We start from the raw sequence: 20488 nt of genomic DNA on the forward strand, positions 1-20488 counted from the left end.
CGGAGCAACAGGAGATACTGGACCTACTGGAACAACAGGAGATACCGGGCCTACCGGAGCAACAGGAGATACTGGACCTACTGGAACAACAGGAGATACCGGGCCTACCGGGGCAACAGGAGATACTGGACCTACTGGGACAACAGGAGATACCGGGCCTACCGGAGCAACAGGAGATATTGGACCTACTGGAACAACAGGAGATACCGGGCCTACTGGAACAACAGGAGATACTGGACCTACTGGAGCAGATGGAACCTGTGAATTTTGTGAAGATGCAAATCTTTTAGATGGACTTAATTCTACCCAATTTCTTCGTTCAGATGTATCTGGTACTTTAAATGGAAATTTATTAATTAATGGTAATTTCAACGCAACAGGAATAAAGGCTGCTATCGTTCCACATCCAGATGGGTCATATCGAACTTTTTACTGTATAGAGAGTCCTGAAAGTTGGTTTGAGGACTTTGGAATAGGTGAATTGGTAAATGGTTTAGCTACCATTCAACTTGATGCAGAATTTACAATGCTAATACAAAATAATAACTACCATGTATTTCTAACACCCGAAGGTGACTCAAAAGGTCTATTCATTAGTAAAAAAACTCCTACTAACTTTGAAGTTCAAGAACAACAAGGAGGAAATAATAATCTCAGTTTTAGTTATCGTGTGGTTGCTAAGCGCAAAGACGTGACAACACGAAGATTTGAGAGAATAATACTATCAACTGAAAAATCTTAAGCTGACATTTAATGTTTGCATAAATAAAAAACATTATTAATAGTATTCAATAAAGCTTATAGTTCTTAAATGAATCTGAGCTTTATTTTTGTATGAATTAATGATTTTACTTAATTACGATTACATTACCATAGACAATTAATTTTTTAACATTAAGTTTATAGTTTCTTGCTTTAACAAATACATCAAATTGAAAGTTTAGACTTTCTTGTCTATATAGTTTAGAGATTCTTGTCCTTGTACATCTGCAAAAAGACATGAAAGTAGGAACTTATTTTATAGTATAATATGTTGAATTATCTACGGTGAAAGTTTATTTAGTATCCATTTTCTTGTCCGCATATCGGGACAAGAAAATGGATACTTTTTCACATACAGATAACAACCAAGTGGGGACTTTTTAAAACTAGCTGCAAACACAATGAAATTTTAACTACTATACGTTGAATTTTTAGGAGCTGGTTTCAATTTTAATATCTAACTCTTATATCAGAGCTATTAATATAAATTTGAAATAAAAAGGGATTAGATAAGTTTTTGTAGAATATATAAAGGTTAAACTTCTGACTTTCAATAAAGCTGCTTAACAGTAGACTAAATAAATGAAAAACAATATATTTATAGGTTAGTAACCAAATCTTGTTAAGTCGTATGTACTATTTTTAGTTAGCGTTGCCCAGAATGTACACTAATTAATGTCGCGAATTACAAGAAAACTATTATTGAAATGAGGCGTGCATTGTGAAGTTGGACGTGAATGAGTTAGCAGAGTATCTTGCCAATAATCCTTTCCGAGTAGAAGGAGTATATCGTTATGCTAAAAATCCAGGTGTGCCTTGTGCTGAGTCTACAGATTCTTTCCCAGGATTTGTATTTCCACTTACAGGGAAGACGCAATTTCAATTTAATGGTACGCCGTATACCCTTTCCCCTGGAAAAGTTATACATGGGGGTGCAAAAATGACATTAGCCCATAAAATGCTTGGTGAAATAAACTGGGAATATATTCTTGTTTTATATCGGATAAGCAATTCAGAACGAGAAGACTCTGGCTTTACTCATCAGCATTTTGAATTATTAACAGGGCAATCTCCTCGTCTTGTCGAATTACTTATGCGTCTTTGGGATGTGTATAATCAGCGTGGAGGCATTTCGATGTTTCAGACCGAAATGCTGTTTCGCGAAGCGTTGAATGAAGCTTTATTAAGTGTTGTCAATAGAGAAAACAACTATGAGTCGCATACTTTATTCGAACGAATATCTAGTTATGTTCATAAATACTATTATAAAGATATTACAATAAATATACTTACAGAACAAAATAATGTTAATCGAAATCGTCTTTCTTACGTGTTTAGAAAGCATGCAGGTATGGGGCCAGTAGAATATTTATTGAACTATCGTATAAAGATGGCTCAAAAAATGTTATGTACAAGTGGTGTGCCTGTACAACAAATTGCGCAGGCTGTTGGAATCGCAGACCCTTTATATTTTAGTAGAGTTTTCAAGAAACGAGTTGGCATTTCGCCTACTAAATATCGCGAGAAGTTCATCAATAATCCATACTAATGTCAACAGGGGTCCATTCTTATTTGAAAATCACTGTTCTATACTTATGGAGAGTTAAAGGAAACATTGGATTGAAAAAACTTTCATTGAAATCACTCCTTTGTACTATCTGAATGAAAAGTTCTGGCCTGAGCATTTTCTTTTTAAGCGTAATGACGACTTTTTCACCTAGATTACTGTGATATAATGGAAGTTATAAATGAGGAGGGATTATTATCCATTACCAACCTATTAAACTAAATGACGAGTTGTCTAAAATTAACGATTATTGGTATCCACAAGTGATTGGTGAAATGAATGATGATCAAATTCAGCTTTTTAAGGCTAATGGAGATTTTATATGGCATGAGCATCCTAATACGGATAAGCTATTTATTGTGCTTGAAGGGGAGATGTTCATCGATTTTCGTGATGGACAGGTGAAAATTTCTAAGGGCGAGATGTTTATTGTCCCGAGAGGCGTTGAGATTAAACCTTTCACTGAAAAGGAATCCCACATCATGTTGGTAGAGCCTAAAAGGGAAATAGATTGATAATTGTATCTAATGTTTCGTTGGCAGATAAGAAAGTGTAGATAAAATTGAGAAGTTAGGATTTAAATGCTCTATTAGGGGTAGCGTCAGGAAAATGCGGATTTACAACGTTAAGGAAATTCCCGTATTAAAAAGCCTAATTTCTCAACGTTTATATTGAGAAATTAGGCTTTTTTCGTTGCCACGTTAAAGCGCCCTATTTTGGAAGGGCAAGATAATAATTACTGCCAATAGATAATTGAACTAATGCTCCCGATTATGGAGCAAATCACTATCAAATCCTTCCTTTTTGTTCATTATATATACTCCAAATAAAATGATGATCATGGCACTCCAATCACTCATCAAAATGATTTCGTTTGCTAACAGTGCGCCGATTAATAAGGATATTACAGGTGGTATATAGGTTACTGTGGAGGCTATTATTGCCCCTAAATTATTGACGAGAACATAATAAAGAATGTAAGCTAGTCCTGTTCCTAGAACTCCTAGTCCCACTAATACACCAATCAACGCAACTGAGTCTGATTGAATATTCTCTATACCTTGTAAATCTCCAAAGAGACCAAGTATAATGATTGCAATGGCTACCTGGTAACTCGTTAAAGCTGCGGGAGAAATATTGATTTTTGTTAAATATTTTTTTGCATATACAAAAGAGGCACCAACACTGAGAGACCCTATTAACATATATATGACACCTTTAACGTCAAGAGCTGTATCTCCGTTTTCCCATGGTCTCGCAATAAGTAACACACCAATTAATCCTACAATAACTCCGACTACTCTTTTAACAGTTACCTTTTCTTCTTTTAAAACAAAGAAGGTCATGATTGTAGAAAAAATCGGTATGGACCCACTTAAAGCCCCAGCTACTCCAGAATTCAACAATGCTGTACCTTTCGCAAAACAATAATAGTAAATGATAGTTGCGAGGATGGACATAATTAGAAAGTGGTGTATATATTTTATATGATTTAACTTTATTTGACGTTTAATAAGTGCATAAAGAAATACAGGAATAAAACCGGCTAAAACTCTTAGAAACACAATTTGTAAAGGATCAATATGAACGGCGGCCCATTTCATAAAAAGAAAATTAGTGCCCCAAATAACCCCGAGTGTTAGATAAGTTATATAATAAACGTTGAATTTCATTTGTGTCTTTAGCACTTTTTATTCCCCTTTCACACTTCTCTTTTTGCTTCTTTTTTTGTATAAGAGGAAGACGATAAGAAGTTTAATGTTTCATGTAATTGATCAGCTGCATAAAAAGCTTCCTGGTCTTTGTATATATCTCCAGGTTTATTTCCTTTCCCAATAATATATCCTTCAAAAGGTAGACCAACAAAGTCAAAGATGTAGGTGAATTGCTGAATTAATGGTAATCCTTTTATAAAAGGAGAATCTCCCCCAACTGCAACTACATAGGCCTTTTTCTTAGACATGATTTTTCGAAAGTCATTATATTGAGGCTCTCTCATTGTTTGGGACCATCGATCAATAAAGTTCTTCATTGTTCCTGTCATACTGTACCAATAAATCGGTGTCGAAAATATGAGAATATCGTGGTGCACCATTCGATATATTAGGCAGTTATAATCATCATCAACATCCTGAAAGCCGTCTTCAGTGTGGCGCATATCATCTATTGGTTTAATATTGTAATCCCTTAAGTAAATGGAATCTACTTCGAGATCCTTAATAGAACGTTTAGTTAACGTCTCTGTATTTCCATTTGGGCGAGTACCTCCGTAAATAACTGCAATACTCATAATTATTCCACTCCTTTTTTGACTGTTTATAATTTATAGCCTAAACTACATATATAAATCAGTAAAATAGATTATTTCGTTTAGTTCAATCGATATTTTCGATTTAGGAGGGAGACGAATATGGATATTAAACAACTCATCACTTTTAAGACGGCTACCGAAACTCTTAATTTTACCAAAACAGCTAGTATATTAAACTTTGCTCAATCTAGTGTGACAGCCCAAATTAAAGCATTAGAAGAAGAGCTAGAAAAACCTTTATTTGAACGCTTAGGTAAACGCCTAACATTAACCGAGGCAGGAAAAGAATTTAAAATATATGCGGAAAAAATCATTAAACTAAATGAAGAAGCAAAAATGGCCATCAGTGGAAATAAAGAACCTTCTGGCACCCTTATCATCGGAGCACAAGAAAGTCAATGTACTTATAGGTTACCTACCATATTAAAAGAATTTAAAGATCGATACCCTAATGTAAAGTTAATATTTAAACCAGCTCATTCTGACGAGTTGGCTAGAAAGCAACTAATGAATGGTATGCTTGATATTGCCTTCATTATGGATATAACGAAACCTGAAGAAGCTTTAACGATAAAACCTTTGATACAAGAAGATATCAAGATGGTGGCTGCTCCAAACCATCCATTAGCTTCGAAGTCAGAGGTTTATCTTAAAGATATTGAGCATGAAACATTGCTATTAACCGAAAGTGGTTGCTCCTACCGTACTCTTTTAGAAAAGTCTTGTCACTCAGCAAAAGTCTACCCAGTAAATAAGTTTGAATTTGGTAGTATCGAAGCCATAAAACAATGTGTGATTGCAGGATTAGGAATTGCTGCATTGCCTACAATGGTTGTTGAAAAAGATATTAAAATGGGGAGAATGGTGGAATTAAAATGGGATAATAATATTCCTCCTATTTTCACACATATCGCTTGGCATAAGGATAAATGGATGACTCCTCCATTGGAAGATTTTATTGAATTAACTCAAAGAACTTTTAACAGACACAAGATTTAAACATAAAAAATCGCTAAGAGTTTGTTAAACCTAGCAATTTTTTCATGTTAACCAGAATAATCACTTAATGGAAAAAAGAAGCATCAAAAATAATAAAACTCTAAGGCTATCCCATGCCTTAGAGTTTTATTCTATCTTATTCAATTATCGGGGGCTTAGTTTAAATACACTTTTTACAAACTCTATCTAATTTTATCATAAACTTCCTTAATCATTCCTTACGTCATTTTTTTATTTTAGAAATTACCGTTATACGCAACTGTACAGAAATAAGGTTCTCTTTTAATTAATAGATTTGCTACTGAAAATCATGCTGAAAATGTACGTAGATATATAACCAATGCAATACCTTTATAAAAAATCACCCAGTTTTATGTCTTTCTACACCTGTAGAAAAACATAAAAGTCTAAACTAAAATCTCATGAACAATCGTTGATAAATAGACATTACCATAAATTTTGTCGATACGTTTTTATCCCAGCCAATATCTAAAAGTGCAAGTTCAGAGTTTCTTTTCTAAATAGTTTAGAGTTTCACGTCTTTGTACATGTAGAAAGACATGAAAGTCTAAACTCCTTAAACTTGAGACAAGAAACTCTAAACTACTTAGCCAATTAAAATAAAATATTCAAGTGATATATTGATTTTATTATTATACTCTAAGTAATCTGCATTATGAGGGAAAACCTTACGAAATCTATTTCCAAATAAAATTTGAATATGTACTTGCAGGGTAAAAAAGAACCCTTATTAAAAATAATTTTTCATAAAAAGTGCTCCTAAATTCATTGAGGAGCACTTTTTTTAGTAGGGGGAATATTCACTATTATTTTATACCGTAAAATTTTTAATGGTCTCGATTTTCTTTCCCAATAATCTATTTTAAAACAACTATGCTAATATGGTTTGTGTACATGAACCATTGAACAAGAGAATATTCATTTCAACATTAAAGCTTTAGAAATATTCATGTCAAAATTTTTGTGTGTAAAGACAGTGTATAAATAATGAGTAGTGATAAAACCTATGAAAAAGTGGTGTTCCCTATTAATGTTCTTATAAAGATATATACTTCATTTATTTTGGGGCCTGAATCTCTTTCTCGATATATTTTTGCTGAAATATATGTTTCGATTTGATGGCTCATTAGTTTAAACCGTTGGACAAGTAGAGGTGTATTCATGAAAAATACAGAGGAATTCGATACACTCGCAATAGAATTCCAAGAATGTCAGGGTGTATTAACTGCAATTGGAGATCAAACAAGGCAATCCATAATTATTGCTTTAATGGCTGCAGGGTGTGAGGAAGGAATGCGTGTTGGTGAAATAACCCAAAGAACTCATTTATCTCGGCCAGCAGTCTCACATCATTTAAAAATTTTAAAAGATGTAAAAGTAGTTAGTTTTCATCGTGTTGGAACAAAGAATTATTATTACTTAGATCCTAATAAAAGCACGATTAGACTCCTTAAACGTTTAGTCGGACACATCGAAGAAATTATGATGAATGATTGGCCTTCTCTAAATAAATCTGAAGACTAATTATTTTAAAAACCTAAGTAATTTTATAGATAGGAGCTACTTAACAACAGCAGGGTTACTAATAATGCTTTTATTTGTAGTAAAAAGTAATAAAGTGCTACAAATGACTACAGCGATTGATATAGAAAAATGAATGAGGAGTAATTAACATGAAGAATAATACTATTTTAGCGAATTCTTTACAATTATCAAACGGTACAATAATTAAGAATCGTTTTTATAAAGCTGCAATGAGTGAGAATTTTGCACCCAAAGATCACAATCCAACCCAAGCACTCGTTACGTTATATGAAACATGGGCAAATGGAGGAGCTGGTCTTCTTGTAACAGGAAATGTAATGATTGATAGAAATGCGATAGGTGAGTCGGGTAATGTTGTTATTGAAGATGAGGCAAATTTAGATATGCTAAAACAATGGGCAATGGCTGGTACAAGAAATAAAACACACCTTTGGATGCAGTTAAACCATCCTGGAAAACAATCACCCAAAGCATTGTCTAGTCAGCCAGTAGCACCAAGTGCCATTCCGCTTACTGGAAATCTTAAAAATTTCTTTAACCCACCACGCGCTCTTAATCAAGAAGAAATTCAAGACATAATTAAACGTTTTGGGAATGCAGCTAGAATCGCAAAAAAAGCTGGTTTTACAGGCGTTCAAATTCATGCTGCACATGGATATTTAATTAATCAATTTTTATCACCTCATCATAACCAACGTACTGACAAATGGGGTGGAAGTATAGAGAATAGGATGAGATTTTTAGTAGAAATTTATTTTGAGATGCGAAATCAAGTAGGGGAAGAATTTCCTATTGGCCTCAAATTGAACTCTGCTGATTTTCAACGCGGTGGATTTACAGAAGAAGAATCCATGTTGGTTCTCCAAAAAATGTCCGAAATTGGAATTGACCTGATTGAAGTCTCAGGGGGCAATTATGAAAATCCAAAGATGTTTGTTGAAAATACTAACGAGCGTACAAAAAAACGAGAAGCTTATTTCTTAGATTATGCTGATAAGGCGAGAAAATTAATCTCAACTCCATTAGTAGTAACAGGAGGATTTCGTTCTGAAGAAAGTATGATAGAAGCAATTAGTAGTGGCGCAATAGATATGGTAGGTATAGGAAAAGCATTTGCATTAGTACCAGATCTTCCGAATCAAATTTTTCAAGGTAAATATAAAACGGTAAAGATTAAACCTATCCGGACGGGATTGAAATGGGTAGATGCAAAAGCTGCTATGCTAGAAGTAGGTTGGTATGAACAACAATTAGAAAGAATGAGTAAAGGAAAAAGCCCAAATCCTAATTCTAGTGTCTGGTTATCTTTAATCAAATATTATATGGAAAATGGTGTTTCTGCGTTTCAAAAAAGAAGAGCATAAAAATAATAAAACGACAAAAGGAATGAACATTCATTCCTTTTGTCGTTTTAAATTTAAAAACAAGTTTATGCAGTTTTTATTTATTTTAGCAAGACAGTCTACAACCTTCTTGTAACTGTGTTCGCTTAAGGACCTTAATTATTAATGTTAAAAATAAAATGCTAGTATAAAACTTTGTAGTAATGAAACAACAAGACTAACTATATTTAGTTCTATAAAATTTTAGTTTAAAATTTCTTGTCCAAATAGTTCCTACTTTCATGTCTTTTTAAAACATCTAAGATAGGAGGAAAGTTTAACTTACATCTTTCAAGTGTTCGTTAAATCCCGATTTAATGAACACTTGGATAATATACGTATCTCTCTCCCTTCTTTATTTTTTAACTAAAAGAATGAATTATAGGTATAATATTCATGAAGTAATTATTACTTTGTACACAGTTAAGAATATATTTGTATAATGGTGTGATTTTTGAAAGAAGAAAGGAATTATTAACTATAAAGATAAAAAATTAATTAAATGTAAGATTAATACAAAAAAGAATGTAGATAAAAAATTTTTGCTACATTTATGAGTATAAAAATTTGTTTATGCGAAAAAACAGATGTGATTAGATTAACAGAGAAAATTCAATAACTTCAATTGTCAAAAGATAAAAAAGGAGCGGAAATAAGCTCCTTTTTTATTTACCTTACTATTTTTAGGAGGTTAGTATAAATAAGGTGTGAATAAAGGATGAATAGCATTTTTATTGATGAAATTTCATTAAATATTCTTGTGGAATATATGTGAAATATTGTATAGAATAAGCAAGAATGCCAAAAATTATAGGGGGAAAAGTTGTGAAGAAAAATAAGAGTTTAGTAAGTTTTTTAGGAGTGTTTATTATGCTATTTTCTTTTTGTTTTCAAGGAAATGTACAGGCGGATGTAAATACTGTTCAATCTGGAAAAATCAAATCAGGAAATGTAACGGTATGGGAAGTTGGAAATGTGGCGAAAGTGTTAGCTGATGTAGAGCGCTTAAATTTAAATACAGTAAATGTACCGATTCAGGTAGATATTCCGAATGTAACTTCTACGAACATGGTAATTAATCAAGCGCAAAAGCAACAGGCTATTATTTTAATTCAGGAATTATTAAAGCGTAATATTCAAGTGATAGTGGAACCGTTCCCATATATTCAGCAAGGAAATGTTGGAGAAACGGAATGGAATCCGAGTAATATTAATGATTTCTTCTGGAATTGGAAAACGGTTATTTTACAAGACATCTTTAATTCGATTACAAGTAAATACAATGTGTATGGACTTAAGATTGCCTCTAATTTCGTGAATATGGAATATGCAGAAGGATATTGGAGCGATACGATTGATTTCGTCCGTCAGCAGTATAAAGGAAATGTTTTGTATCAAATGAATTGGTGGTTAACAGCAAGTTGGGATGCTTCTTATGAAGCGAAGTTTGTAGAGAAAATCAATCGTCCATATTTAAAAAAGGTAGATATTGTAAGTATCGATAGTTGGTTTGAAGTTTCGGGAAAAAGAAATCCAACATACGAAGAAGTGAAGCAAAGTTTATTTGCGACGACAGTATATAACCGTGGACAAAATGTTGTTCAGCAATTGGAACAGTTACATAAAGCAACAGGAAAACCGGTTTACTTTGGTGGATTTAACGTTCCAGCGCGTGAACTCGGACTACAAAATCCGTGGAATCCAGATGTTTCTAATGTGTTTTCAAAAGACGTACAATTAAATGGATGGCGCGCTTACCGTGATGTATTAGAACCGAAACCATATTTTAAAGGTTTTTCTATTTGGTTTATTGGCTCTCACAATAGTACGCATGCGTATCAAATACATAGTAAAGAAGCAGAGGCAGTTATTAACGGCTGGTACCGAAAATAATTTTTATTAAATAGGTAAGTTTTGAATTTTACCACATATATTTCTAGTGAAAGGCCTTTCACCATCTTATCACCTAGGGGGCAATCATAATGAAATTTTTGTCTTACCTTACAGTAATTTTGGTGATTCTTGGCGGTTTGAATTGGTTGTTTGTAGCGTTAGATTACAATGTAGTTGAGAAATGGTTTGGTTCAATGCCGGCGCTTGTGGACACTATTTATTGGCTCTTTGGTCTTTCTGCTATTTATCAAATTTTTGATCGGTTCTTTACGGACAATTAGCTATTATTCTTTTATTACTAGAGTGTTAAGTACGATTATGTACTTAACACTCTTTTGTATGATTATAAAAATATAGTTTACACATGCAAGCGATTCCATTGCGTCTTACGCCGTAATAATAGAAAACAAATTGACCATGTATTATATTTTAGGTTATAATTCAGAAAGTTTAAAAAATAATAAAATGAGAAATAGGGAGGTTTTCAGGGTGATGGAGAGAGTGTATAATTTTTCAGCTGGACCATCAATACTCCCTTTGCCAGTTTTAGAGAAAGTGCAAAAGGAGCTTGTAAATTATAACGGGACAGGCATGTCAATTATGGAAATGAGTCATCGATCTTCTTATTTTCAAAGTATTATAGATGAAGCGGGTAACTTGCTTCGTGAACTAATGAACATTCCTGATGATTACGAAGTATTGTTTTTACAAGGCGGTGCGTCATTACAATTCTCTATGATACCGTTAAATGTAATGAATACGTATAAAAAAGCAGGGTACGTGTTGACTGGCTCATGGTCTAAAAAGGCGCTGCAAGAAGCTGAAAAAGTAGGGGAAGTACAAGTGATTGCTTCTTCTGAAAAAGAGAAGTTTACTACAATTCCTAAACTGGATGGTTTATTGAGCGATGAAAAACTAGATTATGTACATATTACAACGAACAATACAATTGAGGGGACGAAATATGTGGATATTCCACATGTAGATAAAGTACCGCTCGTTGCGGATATGTCCTCAAATATTTTATCAGAACAATACGATGTTTCGAAGTTTGGCCTTATATATGCGGGTGCGCAAAAGAATTTAGGGCCAGCGGGCTTAACGATTGCGATTATAAAAAGAGATTTAATTGGAGGAGCAGAGCGCTCTTGTCCTACGATGTTAAACTATGAAACTTACAGCAAAAATAACTCCTTATATAATACACCGCCGTCCTTTAGTATTTACGTAACGAAACTTGTACTAGAGTGGTTGAAAGAGCAAGGCGGAGTATCTGCGATTGAAAAACAGAATAGAATAAAATCTTCACTTCTTTACAATTTCTTAGATGAATCAAAATTGTTTACTTCACCAGTTGATCCTACGTATCGATCACTTATGAACATTCCGTTTACAACACCGTCAGAAGAGCTGAACAATAAGTTTTTACAAAAAGCGAAAGAACGCGGTCTTGTTACGCTAAAAGGACATCGTTCAGTCGGTGGTATGCGTGCAAGTATTTACAATGCGATGCCAGCACACGGCGTACAGCAATTAGTAAATTATATGAAGGAATTTGAGCTTGAGAATAGATAGGGAGATGGGGATATGTTTCGTGTTCAAACGTTAAATCAAATTGCAGAAAAAGGTTTGCAAGTACTTAGCGGAGAGCGTTATGAAGTAGGGGATAGAATGGACCACCCAGACGGTATTTTACTTCGCAGCTATTCTTTACATCAAGAAGAATTTTCAAAAGACTTAAAGGCGATTGCAAGAGCTGGTGCTGGTGTAAATAATATTCCTGTCGATCGCTGTACAGAAAAAGGAATTGTAGTATTTAACACACCAGGAGCGAATGCCAATGCAGTAAAGGAACTTATTATCGCCAGCCTTATTATATCTTCACGTAACATTATTAATGGGGTAAGCTGGACGAAAAATTTAGAGGGCGAAGAAGTACCTCAGCTTGTTGAATCAGGAAAAAAACAATTTGTTGGATCAGAAATTGCAGGGAAACGTCTAGGGGTTATCGGACTTGGCGCAATCGGTGCTTTAGTTGCGAATGATGCGTTAGCTTTAGGGATGGACGTTGTCGGATACGATCCTTACATTTCAGTTGAAACTGCATGGCGCCTTTCTACGCAAGTGCAAAGAGCATTTAGTTTAGATGAAATTTTCGCAACATGTGATTATATTACCCTTCATATTCCTCTTACGAATCAAACGAAGGGAATTATTGGTGAACATGCTGTAGAGAAGATGAGAAAAGGTATGCGTCTATTCAATTTCTCTAGAGGAGAACTTGTAGATGAAAATGTTCTTCAAAAAGCGTTAGAAGAAGATATTATTACGCATTACGTAACAGACTTCCCGAATGAAAATGTGATTAAAATGAAAAACGTAACAGCGACGCCTCACCTTGGTGCATCTACGTCTGAATCGGAAGAAAATTGTGCAGTCATGGCAGCACGTCAATTACGTGAATATTTAGAGACAGGAAATATTCGTAATGCAGTAAACTATCCAAACGTAGAACTTCCTTATATCGGAAAGAAACGTATTACAATCATGCATCAAAACGTTCCGAACATGGTAGGACAAATTACAGGATGTTTAGCAGAACATCATATTAATATTGCTGATATGATTAATCGTAGTAAACATTCTTGGGCGTACACAATGATTGATATTGATAACGGAATTGATGATATAATAAAAGAGAATATTGTGGAAAATATAAGCGAAATTACAGGTGTTGTAGCCGTTCGAATGATTGTGTAAAGGAGAGAGGGAATTGGCAAAAATCCGACCGTTTCGGGCCATTCGTCCAGTAGAAGAAAAAGCAGCGGAAGTTGCAGCTTTACCGTATGACGTATTAAATAGTGAAGAAGCAAGAGAGGTTGTAAAAGGGAATCCATATTCTTTCTTACACGTTGATAAAGCAGAAATTGATTTAGACCCGGCACTTTCGCCGTATGATGATCGCGTATATGAAAAAGCGGGTGAAAATTTAAATCGATTGATACGAGAAGAAGTATTTATTCAAGACGAAGAGCCAGCACTTTACATTTATGAACTGACGATGCAAGGAAGAACGCAGTCAGGCCTTGTCGTTTGTACATCTATCGATGAGTATGAAGATGATACAATTAAAAAACATGAAAGAACACGTCATGAAAAAGAACTAGATCGTATTCGTCACGTAGATGTGTGTGATGCAAATACAGGTCCTATCTTTTTAACGTATCGTACAAAAGAAGAGATAAAGAGTTTCGTTGCCAGCTGGAAAGAAGAACATACGCCAATCTATACATTTACAGCAGAAGACGGCGTTAAGCATGTTGCTTGGAAAATAACTGATAAAGAAGTAATTGCAAGTTTAGTAAACTTATTTGAAGATATCCCTAACTTGTACATTGCAGACGGACATCACCGCTCTGCATCAGCAGCAAAAGTAGGGCTCATGCGAAGAGAACAATATCCGAATTACACAGGAGAAGAGGAATTTAATTTCTTCCTATCTGTTTTATTCCCACACGATGAGTTATCTATTTGGGATTATAACCGAGTTGTGAAAGATTTAAACGGCTTATCAGAAGAACAGTTTTTAAAACAAATTGCACAATACTTTTATGTAGAAGAAGCATCTGTTTCTCCATATAAACCAAATGACCCAAAAACATTTGGTATGTATGTAAACGAGAAATGGTATAGACTCACAGTGAAAGAGGAAACGTTTGATGCGAATGATCTCGTTAAAGGTTTAGATGTATCTATTCTGCAAGATCATTTATTAAGCCAAGTACTTGAAATACACGACCCGCGATCTGATTCACGTATTGATTTTGTCGGAGGAATTCGCGGATTAGAGGAACTAGAGCGCCTTGTAAATAGCGGTGCATATAAAGCAGCGTTCTCGCTATATCCGACTTCAATGGAAGCTTTATTATCAATCGCAGACGCTGGAGAAGTTATGCCGCCAAAATCAACGTGGTTTGAACCGAAACTGCGTAGTGGGTTGTTTGTACATTCTTTAAAATAAAGTGAAACTTTAATCAGTGGGGGTTTTCTTCATCCCCCACTGATTATTAGCCCTCACCAATCGGACTTTTATGGGCAGTTGATCCCACACCTAACTTCTTTGTTTTCGCTGAATTTTGAGGTGGGGGTCTTACTGCCCATTAAAGCGGGATAAATAGACTTCTTTAGATTGAAAAACCGAAATGATTTTTATTTTCGGTTTTTCTTATGTTATAAGTGTTTTTGAGGAGGGGTATGGATGAAATTGCAAGTAGGCGAAAAAATCACCTTTGAACGAACTTTTACAAAAGAAGATGATGTTGTATTTACGGAAGTATCTAAAGATGAAGGTGTTCATCATGTTACACCGGATGAGCAGGGGAGATTTGTTGTACAAGGACTGTTAACATCAACGCTGCCTACAAAAATTGGAGGCGATTATAACGTACTAGCTCGCAAGATGGATTTTGAATTTTTACGTCCTGTTTATAGCGGTGATACGATTCGTTGTGACGTAACCATTGAACAATTTGAGTCTGATGAAAAAAATCGTACAAAGATTATTGCGATGTTTACATGTAGGAATCAATTTGAAAAAGAAGTTATGAAGGGGAGTTTTTCGGGGATTATTCTGTGATTAGTAGGAGGAGGGACGAAGTGAAATAAGTGTGAGGGGAATCCCCACACTTATTTCATTTTACTCTACGCCACTCTCCAAAATAGAAAAAGATCCATTTTCACAATCAATTTCTGCCATCGCACCGTAAGGTAAAATCAACTTCGGTTCGGTATGGCCAAAATTTAAATTATAAAGAATCGGCAAATCTTCTAAGTTATGTTCCTTCATAACTTGCAGTATTTCGTGTTTATATTCTTCATAATATGCTTCGTCTTTTGGTTTACCAAAAATAATGCCTTTTGCTTTTTGCAGAATGCCTTGCGCTGCATAATTTCGTAACCAATATTTTATATAACTTGGTTCTGGATGATCTTCAGAAGTTTCAAAGAAAAGGATACAATTCTCCCAATGTTTTTTCTCAGGCCAAAGTTCCGTTCCTTTTGCAAATTCCAATACTTCTATACAACCACCAATTAAACGCCCTTGTACAGTGGTAGAGCCTTGAAGTAGCTCATATCCTTTGTTTTGTTGCATCGTACGCCTTGTATCCTTATTGACATCTATCCATTCTAACCGCTCACTTGTCCATTCAGGAGCCGGTTGAATTTTGCCAATCGTTTCATTTGAAAAGAGAGTTCGATTTACCATTTCAACTGTATATGGATCCATCTCTACATTTTCGGCAAAATCAGTTAAAATGGCTGGACCGTAAAAAGAGGAAATTCCTGCTTTATGACAAAATAAGTGTGAAACAGTAACGTCAGAGTACCCCATAAAAATTTTCGGATTTTCACGTATCACATTAAAATCTATATAAGGGAGTAAACGGATGCTATCTTCACCGCCAATATTCGCAATAATTGCTTTCACGCGCGTATCTTTAAATGCTGTCATTAAATCTTCCGCACGGGCCTCTGGGTTGTTATAAAGGTATTCGCTACCTTTTAAACTATTTGGCATTGGGACAACCGTAAGGCCGAAAACTTCTTCTAATCTCTTTACTCCTTGTTCATAACGCCATCTTATCTCAGAATCGCCTGCGCCTCCCCATGAAGGACTTACTGTTGCCACGATATCACCTGGCTGTAATCTGTTTGGTTTCTTTAACATATGAACTCCGCTGCTACTAACAATATAGACAAATGTATATTCTTAGAGTATTCCTGCTTCTACGTGCCCTGCCTCGCTAATCACTTGCTACTACAGTTTGCTGTGACACTCCACAGGCGTAAATTCCGATGTAGCCCACCGTACATATATACAATCTATTTACGTTAGTATTGTATATTTTTTTGCTTGTAAAAGGTTGATAGATGCATTTAAATCTCTGTCTATTACATTTCCACAATCACATGTATATACTCGGTCAGACAGCTTTAAATCCGACTTTTTTTGACCGCAACATGAACATGTTTTAGAAGATGGATAGAATCTGTCCACTTGCCGTAGTTCAATTCCATATTCCCTACATTTCGTTGTTAACAATGTTTTAAAAGCATAAAAACATTGTTGTGCTACAGCTTTAGATAGATGTTTGTTCTTCATCATACCTTTCACATTCAAATCTTCTACTGTAATAAACGTTGGCTTGGTTTTCACCACATCATTTACAATAGACTTTACATACGCTAATCGAATATTTGCTAGCCTAGCATGTAGTTTTTGCACCCTAAGAATGTTTTTATCTATATTCGCTCTCTTATTAACAGCAGGTTGTTCACCTCTCTTTCTTATATTTTCAAATTTGCGTGATAAAGAGCGTTGTTCACGTTTTAACCGTTTTTCTATCTTTTTTACTTGTACTGTTTTATTTATATTTTTGTGAGTTTTTCCATCGCTACGTACAGCAAAGTCTTTAATTCCCAAATCAATTCCTAGACCTACTGCATTTAGAGTTACATTTGATTTTACTTCTTTCACTTCACAGAGTATAGACACATAGTATCTTCCTGCTCTTTGATATACTGTACCACTTTTTACAGTTGTATTTTTTGAAATATATCCATACTCTTTTAACCTTATCCAACCAATTGTAGGAACTTTTACTCTATGTCTTTCTACTGTCCAATCTGTTTTGTTGTTTTTCGGAAAGTAGCACTTCACATCTTGCTTCTTCTTTTTTTTATATCGTGGAAACTTAGATAAACCTTTAAAAAATCGCTTAAAAGCTTTATCTCCATTCATAATCGCTTGTTTTACCGCTTTGCTCGACACTTCTTTAATCCACTGGTCACATTCTTTTGTATGAATGTTGTTTAGCCATTTGGAAAAGTCATAACCACTAAGAAATTCCCCACCCGACTCATATGCCTCTTTATTTTTAGAAATATACAGGTTATATACATATCGACACACCCCAATAGTTTGACGGATTTTACTAATTTGTTCAGTTGTCGGTTTGATTTCTATTAAATATGCTCTTTTCATAAGTCTTCATCCTCCGACATTTTCTTTTTGTATTTTCTCAACCCATATATTCTACAGCTAAATACATGAATGATAAAATTAAATTCTGAACAAGTTCTTCTTGAGGAGATAGTTTTTCATTGTTAACAATCATAATTTCCACTCCCATTTTACGAAGAAACTTTTCAAACCAATCATATCCAAAACATACAAATCTATCTTTGTGTGCAATGATGATCGTCGAAATATTTCTTTCCATACAACTGTCAATCAGGTTATTCCACTGTTTTCTTTTGTAGTTTAATCCGCTACCAATATCTTTGATAACTTTATCTACAATCATCCCTCGTGCATTTGCGAAACTCAACCTGATTTTCTAAATCATCTTTCTGACCTGGATTTGATACTCTTGTGTAAATAACTACTTTGCCTACTTTTGTCTATGTTTTTGTTTACTGTTTCTTTCTCTTACATAATGTAATGGACTACAATTATACAAACTGTAGCATTGATAAATATGATGCATCACATTTATTTTCTTCATCATCAATCCGTTTACCTGCTGTGATGCAAGAATTTAACATTTGTGTTGAATATATTTAAAAACCATCTTTCTTATGCAACATTGCATAAGAAAGATGGTTGCTATTTCGTACAACATGTAACTATAATAGTTACATGTTGGTCGTATCCAATCAAAAATAAAATCATCATGAATGGAGATGTTTCATAATGGGTATGAAAAAATTAATATTAGCAGGTGCTTTAGGAATCGCAGCATTATCAGGAACAAATTTACCAGGACTAGAAGTAACAAAAGCGAGTGCAGCTTCTATTGAATCGAATTTCTCGACGTTAGAAGGACGAGTAGTAGAAGTAGATAACGGTGTAATTGTTGTTAAATCTAAGCAATATGAGGAACCTGTTAGTGTATATATGGATTCACTTTCAAATGTGAAAGTAGGAGATGAAGTAAAAGCTACTGGATCTATGATGCGTAATTTTACGGAATATATGATTGCAACTGCAGTTGAAAATACAACAAACAAGTTAGGTATGCATATGAAAGAAGATGGCTCACCTGATTATGTAATTGGGGAAGTATCAAAAGTAGCAACGATGGAAGATGAGGGAGACGGTGCTACTAAATATGTCGTAGTGGAGTATCCATCGCTAAACGGGAAGAAAGTTATTATTGATGTTTTCTTAACAAAGGGACAAGTATTTAATACGGGTGAGAAAGTGAAAATTGATATGAAGTATGTAGGCTGGGGCGGAAGTTCTATTAACTGGAACACAGTTGACCATATTGAAAAAGTTCATAAAGTAAAGAGCAACGTTGAAAATAATGATGATGTTTGGATTTGGTCTTAATTAGACTCCTGTAAATAATAAATGTATCATGTAGTACTCAGCAAATGGTCGCGTGTATGACAATTTGCTGAGTACTTTTTTCTTTATTTTATATTTGGGGCTAAGGTACTTCATTGTATTTATAATAATTTTTAAAATCCGGGAATACAATTGAATCGAATAAACCTATACAGACAAGTGTTTTCAATTAATGCTTATGCATTGATTTTATTCAAAACTGCTACTCTATTCGTCGTAAATAATAGATAATTTTGTTTTACTGTTTTGATTAAAATTCGATCTGTTGTAGCATATGCTGTTCCAATTCTGATTACGTTTTCTTCTTCTACACCAGCATAAGTTTCATCTTCTGTAACTTCAATAATATCACTTAATGGAATTTGAACCTTAGCTAGTTGCCATGAAATAATTAATTCTTCATCTGTTTTTTTGACATCGATACCTAGCATGTTATCAAAACCTTTCTGTATTAAGATGCCACTGTTAATTTTATTATATAGATTTAAAGGTTCTATTTCTATTGTGAAATTTGATTTTTTCATTTTTTAGGCTGAATTGCATATGAAATCAAAACTTTACTTGTAGTACATAATAAATACAGTTGTTTTACTTTTTAATGATATGTGGATATGGGATGAGGTTGATTTATTACCCTATATTAAAATAAAAATAAACCACTGTTCGATTTGAATATTCCACGATATAATGGTGAGAGTTTATGGCAGAATAAATATTTACATAAGAAGTGAGGTACTGTATGAAAAAAAGAACGACAGACATTATTTTTATTATTATCGGTGCATTTCTTTTTGCGTTAGGTGTCAATTTGTTTGTTATCCCGAACGAGTTTGGTGAGGGCGGGGTAACAGGTATCACGATTATTACGTACTATTTATTTGAATGGTCACCGGGCTTAGTTAACTTAATTTTAAATGCGATTTTGTTAATAGCCGGTTATAAATTTTTAAATAAGATCACAACAATTTATACGATTATCGCTGTAGTTACGAACTCGCTATTCCTTCATTTGACAGAGGGATGGACGATTGCCTCGGATGAAATGCTCGTAAATGCCATTTTCGGAGGAATATTTATCGGATGCGGGATTGGTCTTATTATTCGTGTTGGCGGAACAACTGCAGGTACTACCATCTTAGCAAGGATGACGCATAAATATTTAGGATGGAGCATTAGCTACGGTCTACTGTTCTTCGATTTAATCGTTGCGTTTTCATCTTATTTCATCATTGGTGCAGAAAAACTGATGATAACAATTATTATGCTATATGTAGCAACGAAAGTGATGGAGTTTGTAATTGAAGGTTTAAATCCGAAGAAGGCTATTACGATTATTTCTGATAACCCGAATGAAATTGCTGGGAAGGTCACTACGTTAATGGGCAGAGGGGTTACTGTGTACTCAGGTCATGGCTATTACACGAAAACGCCGAAGGAAATTCTTTATGTTGTTATTAATAAGCAAGAAGTAGTGAAGCTAAAGAGGATTGTTCAAACTACGGATCCGGCTGCGTTCATCGCTATACACGATGTTCGTGATGTGTTTGGAGAAGGATTTGTTGATATTTCTAAAGCTTAGAACTTATTTTTCA

The 20488-nt window shown here is 34.4% G+C and carries 19 protein-coding genes and 1 pseudogene; 14 read left to right on the forward strand and 6 right to left on the reverse strand.

Translation table 11 applies throughout. The annotated features are described in order from the left end of the window. From ACTFOB_RS22005 to ACTFOB_RS22015, 3 genes are all read left to right on the forward strand, one after another. On the forward strand, nucleotides 1-742 hold a 742-nt coding region (locus tag ACTFOB_RS22005), incomplete at its 5' end, for a hypothetical protein (protein ID WP_440030070.1). A 741-nt stretch (nucleotides 743-1483) separates the two neighbouring features. Then, entirely contained in the window at nucleotides 1484-2311 is an 828-nt protein-coding gene (locus ACTFOB_RS22010) for a helix-turn-helix transcriptional regulator (protein ID WP_440030068.1), read from the forward strand. A gap of 293 nt (nucleotides 2312-2604) precedes the next feature. After that, entirely contained in the window at nucleotides 2605-2844 is a 240-nt protein-coding gene (locus ACTFOB_RS22015) for a cupin domain-containing protein (RefSeq protein ID WP_427228587.1), read from the forward strand. A gap of 243 nt (nucleotides 2845-3087) precedes the next feature. On the opposite strand, the gene ACTFOB_RS22020 is transcribed toward ACTFOB_RS22015, so the two are convergent. After that, nucleotides 3088-4017 carry a DMT family transporter gene (locus ACTFOB_RS22020; protein ID WP_440030067.1) on the reverse strand — a complete coding sequence of 310 codons (930 nt, stop codon included), beginning with the start codon at nucleotides 4015-4017 and terminating at the stop codon, nucleotides 3088-3090. A gap of 14 nt (nucleotides 4018-4031) precedes the next feature. After that, the gene (locus ACTFOB_RS22025) at nucleotides 4032-4619 is read right to left on the reverse strand and encodes a flavodoxin family protein (protein WP_440030065.1); all 588 of its coding nucleotides are present in this window, start codon (nucleotides 4617-4619) and stop codon (nucleotides 4032-4034) included. Between the two features lie 120 nt (nucleotides 4620-4739). On the opposite strand from ACTFOB_RS22025, the gene ACTFOB_RS22030 reads away from it, so the two are divergent. The 9 genes from ACTFOB_RS22030 to ACTFOB_RS22070 all read left to right on the forward strand — a co-directional run bounded on the left by ACTFOB_RS22030 (nucleotide 4740) and on the right by ACTFOB_RS22070 (nucleotide 15116). Next, nucleotides 4740-5639, forward strand: coding sequence for a LysR family transcriptional regulator (locus ACTFOB_RS22030; protein WP_000351941.1), 900 nt, complete (start codon nucleotides 4740-4742; stop codon nucleotides 5637-5639). 1182 nt (nucleotides 5640-6821) lie between these two features. After that, the gene (locus ACTFOB_RS22035; protein ID WP_327889649.1) at nucleotides 6822-7184 is read left to right on the forward strand and encodes a metalloregulator ArsR/SmtB family transcription factor; all 363 of its coding nucleotides are present in this window, start codon (nucleotides 6822-6824) and stop codon (nucleotides 7182-7184) included. Nucleotides 7185-7333: 149 nt separating this feature from the next. Further along, the gene (locus tag ACTFOB_RS22040) at nucleotides 7334-8569 is read left to right on the forward strand and encodes an NADH:flavin oxidoreductase/NADH oxidase family protein (RefSeq protein WP_440030061.1); all 1236 of its coding nucleotides are present in this window, start codon (nucleotides 7334-7336) and stop codon (nucleotides 8567-8569) included. A gap of 843 nt (nucleotides 8570-9412) precedes the next feature. Continuing rightward, a complete protein-coding gene (locus tag ACTFOB_RS22045) occupies nucleotides 9413-10480 on the forward strand; it encodes a glycoside hydrolase family 113 (RefSeq protein ID WP_440030058.1) in 1068 nt (355 codons plus the stop codon). Nucleotides 10481-10569: 89 nt separating this feature from the next. Beyond that, nucleotides 10570-10761: a DUF378 domain-containing protein gene (locus tag ACTFOB_RS22050; RefSeq protein ID WP_000670800.1), complete on the forward strand. Its 192-nt coding sequence runs from the start codon at nucleotides 10570-10572 to the stop codon at nucleotides 10759-10761. 211 nt (nucleotides 10762-10972) lie between these two features. Continuing rightward, entirely contained in the window at nucleotides 10973-12055 is a 1083-nt protein-coding gene (serC, locus tag ACTFOB_RS22055; RefSeq protein ID WP_440030056.1) for a 3-phosphoserine/phosphohydroxythreonine transaminase, read from the forward strand. Nucleotides 12056-12067: 12 nt separating this feature from the next. Further along, entirely contained in the window at nucleotides 12068-13240 is a 1173-nt protein-coding gene (locus ACTFOB_RS22060; protein ID WP_440030054.1) for a 3-phosphoglycerate dehydrogenase family protein, read from the forward strand. 13 nt (nucleotides 13241-13253) lie between these two features. Continuing rightward, nucleotides 13254-14501, forward strand: coding sequence for a DUF1015 domain-containing protein (locus ACTFOB_RS22065; protein WP_440030052.1), 1248 nt, complete (start codon nucleotides 13254-13256; stop codon nucleotides 14499-14501). Between the two features lie 237 nt (nucleotides 14502-14738). Beyond that, nucleotides 14739-15116, forward strand: a complete 378-nt coding sequence (locus ACTFOB_RS22070; RefSeq protein ID WP_440030050.1) for an enoyl-CoA hydratase — start codon at nucleotides 14739-14741, stop codon at nucleotides 15114-15116. A gap of 60 nt (nucleotides 15117-15176) precedes the next feature. Here the strand turns inward: ACTFOB_RS22070 and ACTFOB_RS22075 are convergent, their stop codons facing one another. The 3 genes and pseudogenes from ACTFOB_RS22075 to ACTFOB_RS22085 all read right to left on the reverse strand — a co-directional run. Further along, the gene (locus ACTFOB_RS22075) at nucleotides 15177-16208 is read right to left on the reverse strand and encodes a S66 family peptidase (protein WP_440030048.1); all 1032 of its coding nucleotides are present in this window, start codon (nucleotides 16206-16208) and stop codon (nucleotides 15177-15179) included. 159 nt (nucleotides 16209-16367) lie between these two features. Then, nucleotides 16368-17525, reverse strand: coding sequence for an RNA-guided endonuclease InsQ/TnpB family protein (locus tag ACTFOB_RS22080; protein WP_440032739.1), 1158 nt, complete (start codon nucleotides 17523-17525; stop codon nucleotides 16368-16370). After that, nucleotides 17522-17932 (reverse strand): annotated as a pseudogene (locus ACTFOB_RS22085) (IS607 family transposase); the annotation flags it as partial. The pseudogene ACTFOB_RS22085 and the gene ACTFOB_RS22080, both read right to left, overlap by 4 nt. Nucleotides 17933-18236: 304 nt before the next feature. On the opposite strand from ACTFOB_RS22085, the gene ACTFOB_RS22090 reads away from it, so the two are divergent. Beyond that, nucleotides 18237-18878: a hypothetical protein gene (locus ACTFOB_RS22090; protein ID WP_440029416.1), complete on the forward strand. Its 642-nt coding sequence runs from the start codon at nucleotides 18237-18239 to the stop codon at nucleotides 18876-18878. Between the two features lie 194 nt (nucleotides 18879-19072). Here ACTFOB_RS22090 and ACTFOB_RS22095 read toward each other — a convergent pair whose 3' ends face one another. Continuing rightward, the gene (locus ACTFOB_RS22095) at nucleotides 19073-19327 is read right to left on the reverse strand and encodes a SunI/YnzG family protein (protein ID WP_029438938.1); all 255 of its coding nucleotides are present in this window, start codon (nucleotides 19325-19327) and stop codon (nucleotides 19073-19075) included. A 308-nt stretch (nucleotides 19328-19635) separates the two neighbouring features. Between ACTFOB_RS22095 and ACTFOB_RS22100 the strand changes: the two genes are divergently transcribed. Next, nucleotides 19636-20475 carry a YitT family protein gene (locus tag ACTFOB_RS22100; protein ID WP_000747488.1) on the forward strand — a complete coding sequence of 280 codons (840 nt, stop codon included), beginning with the start codon at nucleotides 19636-19638 and terminating at the stop codon, nucleotides 20473-20475. The last annotated feature ends 13 nt before the right edge of the window (nucleotides 20476-20488 follow it).

Origin of the sequence: Bacillus cereus group sp. MYBK79-1 (assembly GCF_051915365.1) — a bacterium.
In the GTDB taxonomy this organism is placed as follows: domain Bacteria; phylum Bacillota; class Bacilli; order Bacillales; family Bacillaceae_G; genus Bacillus_A.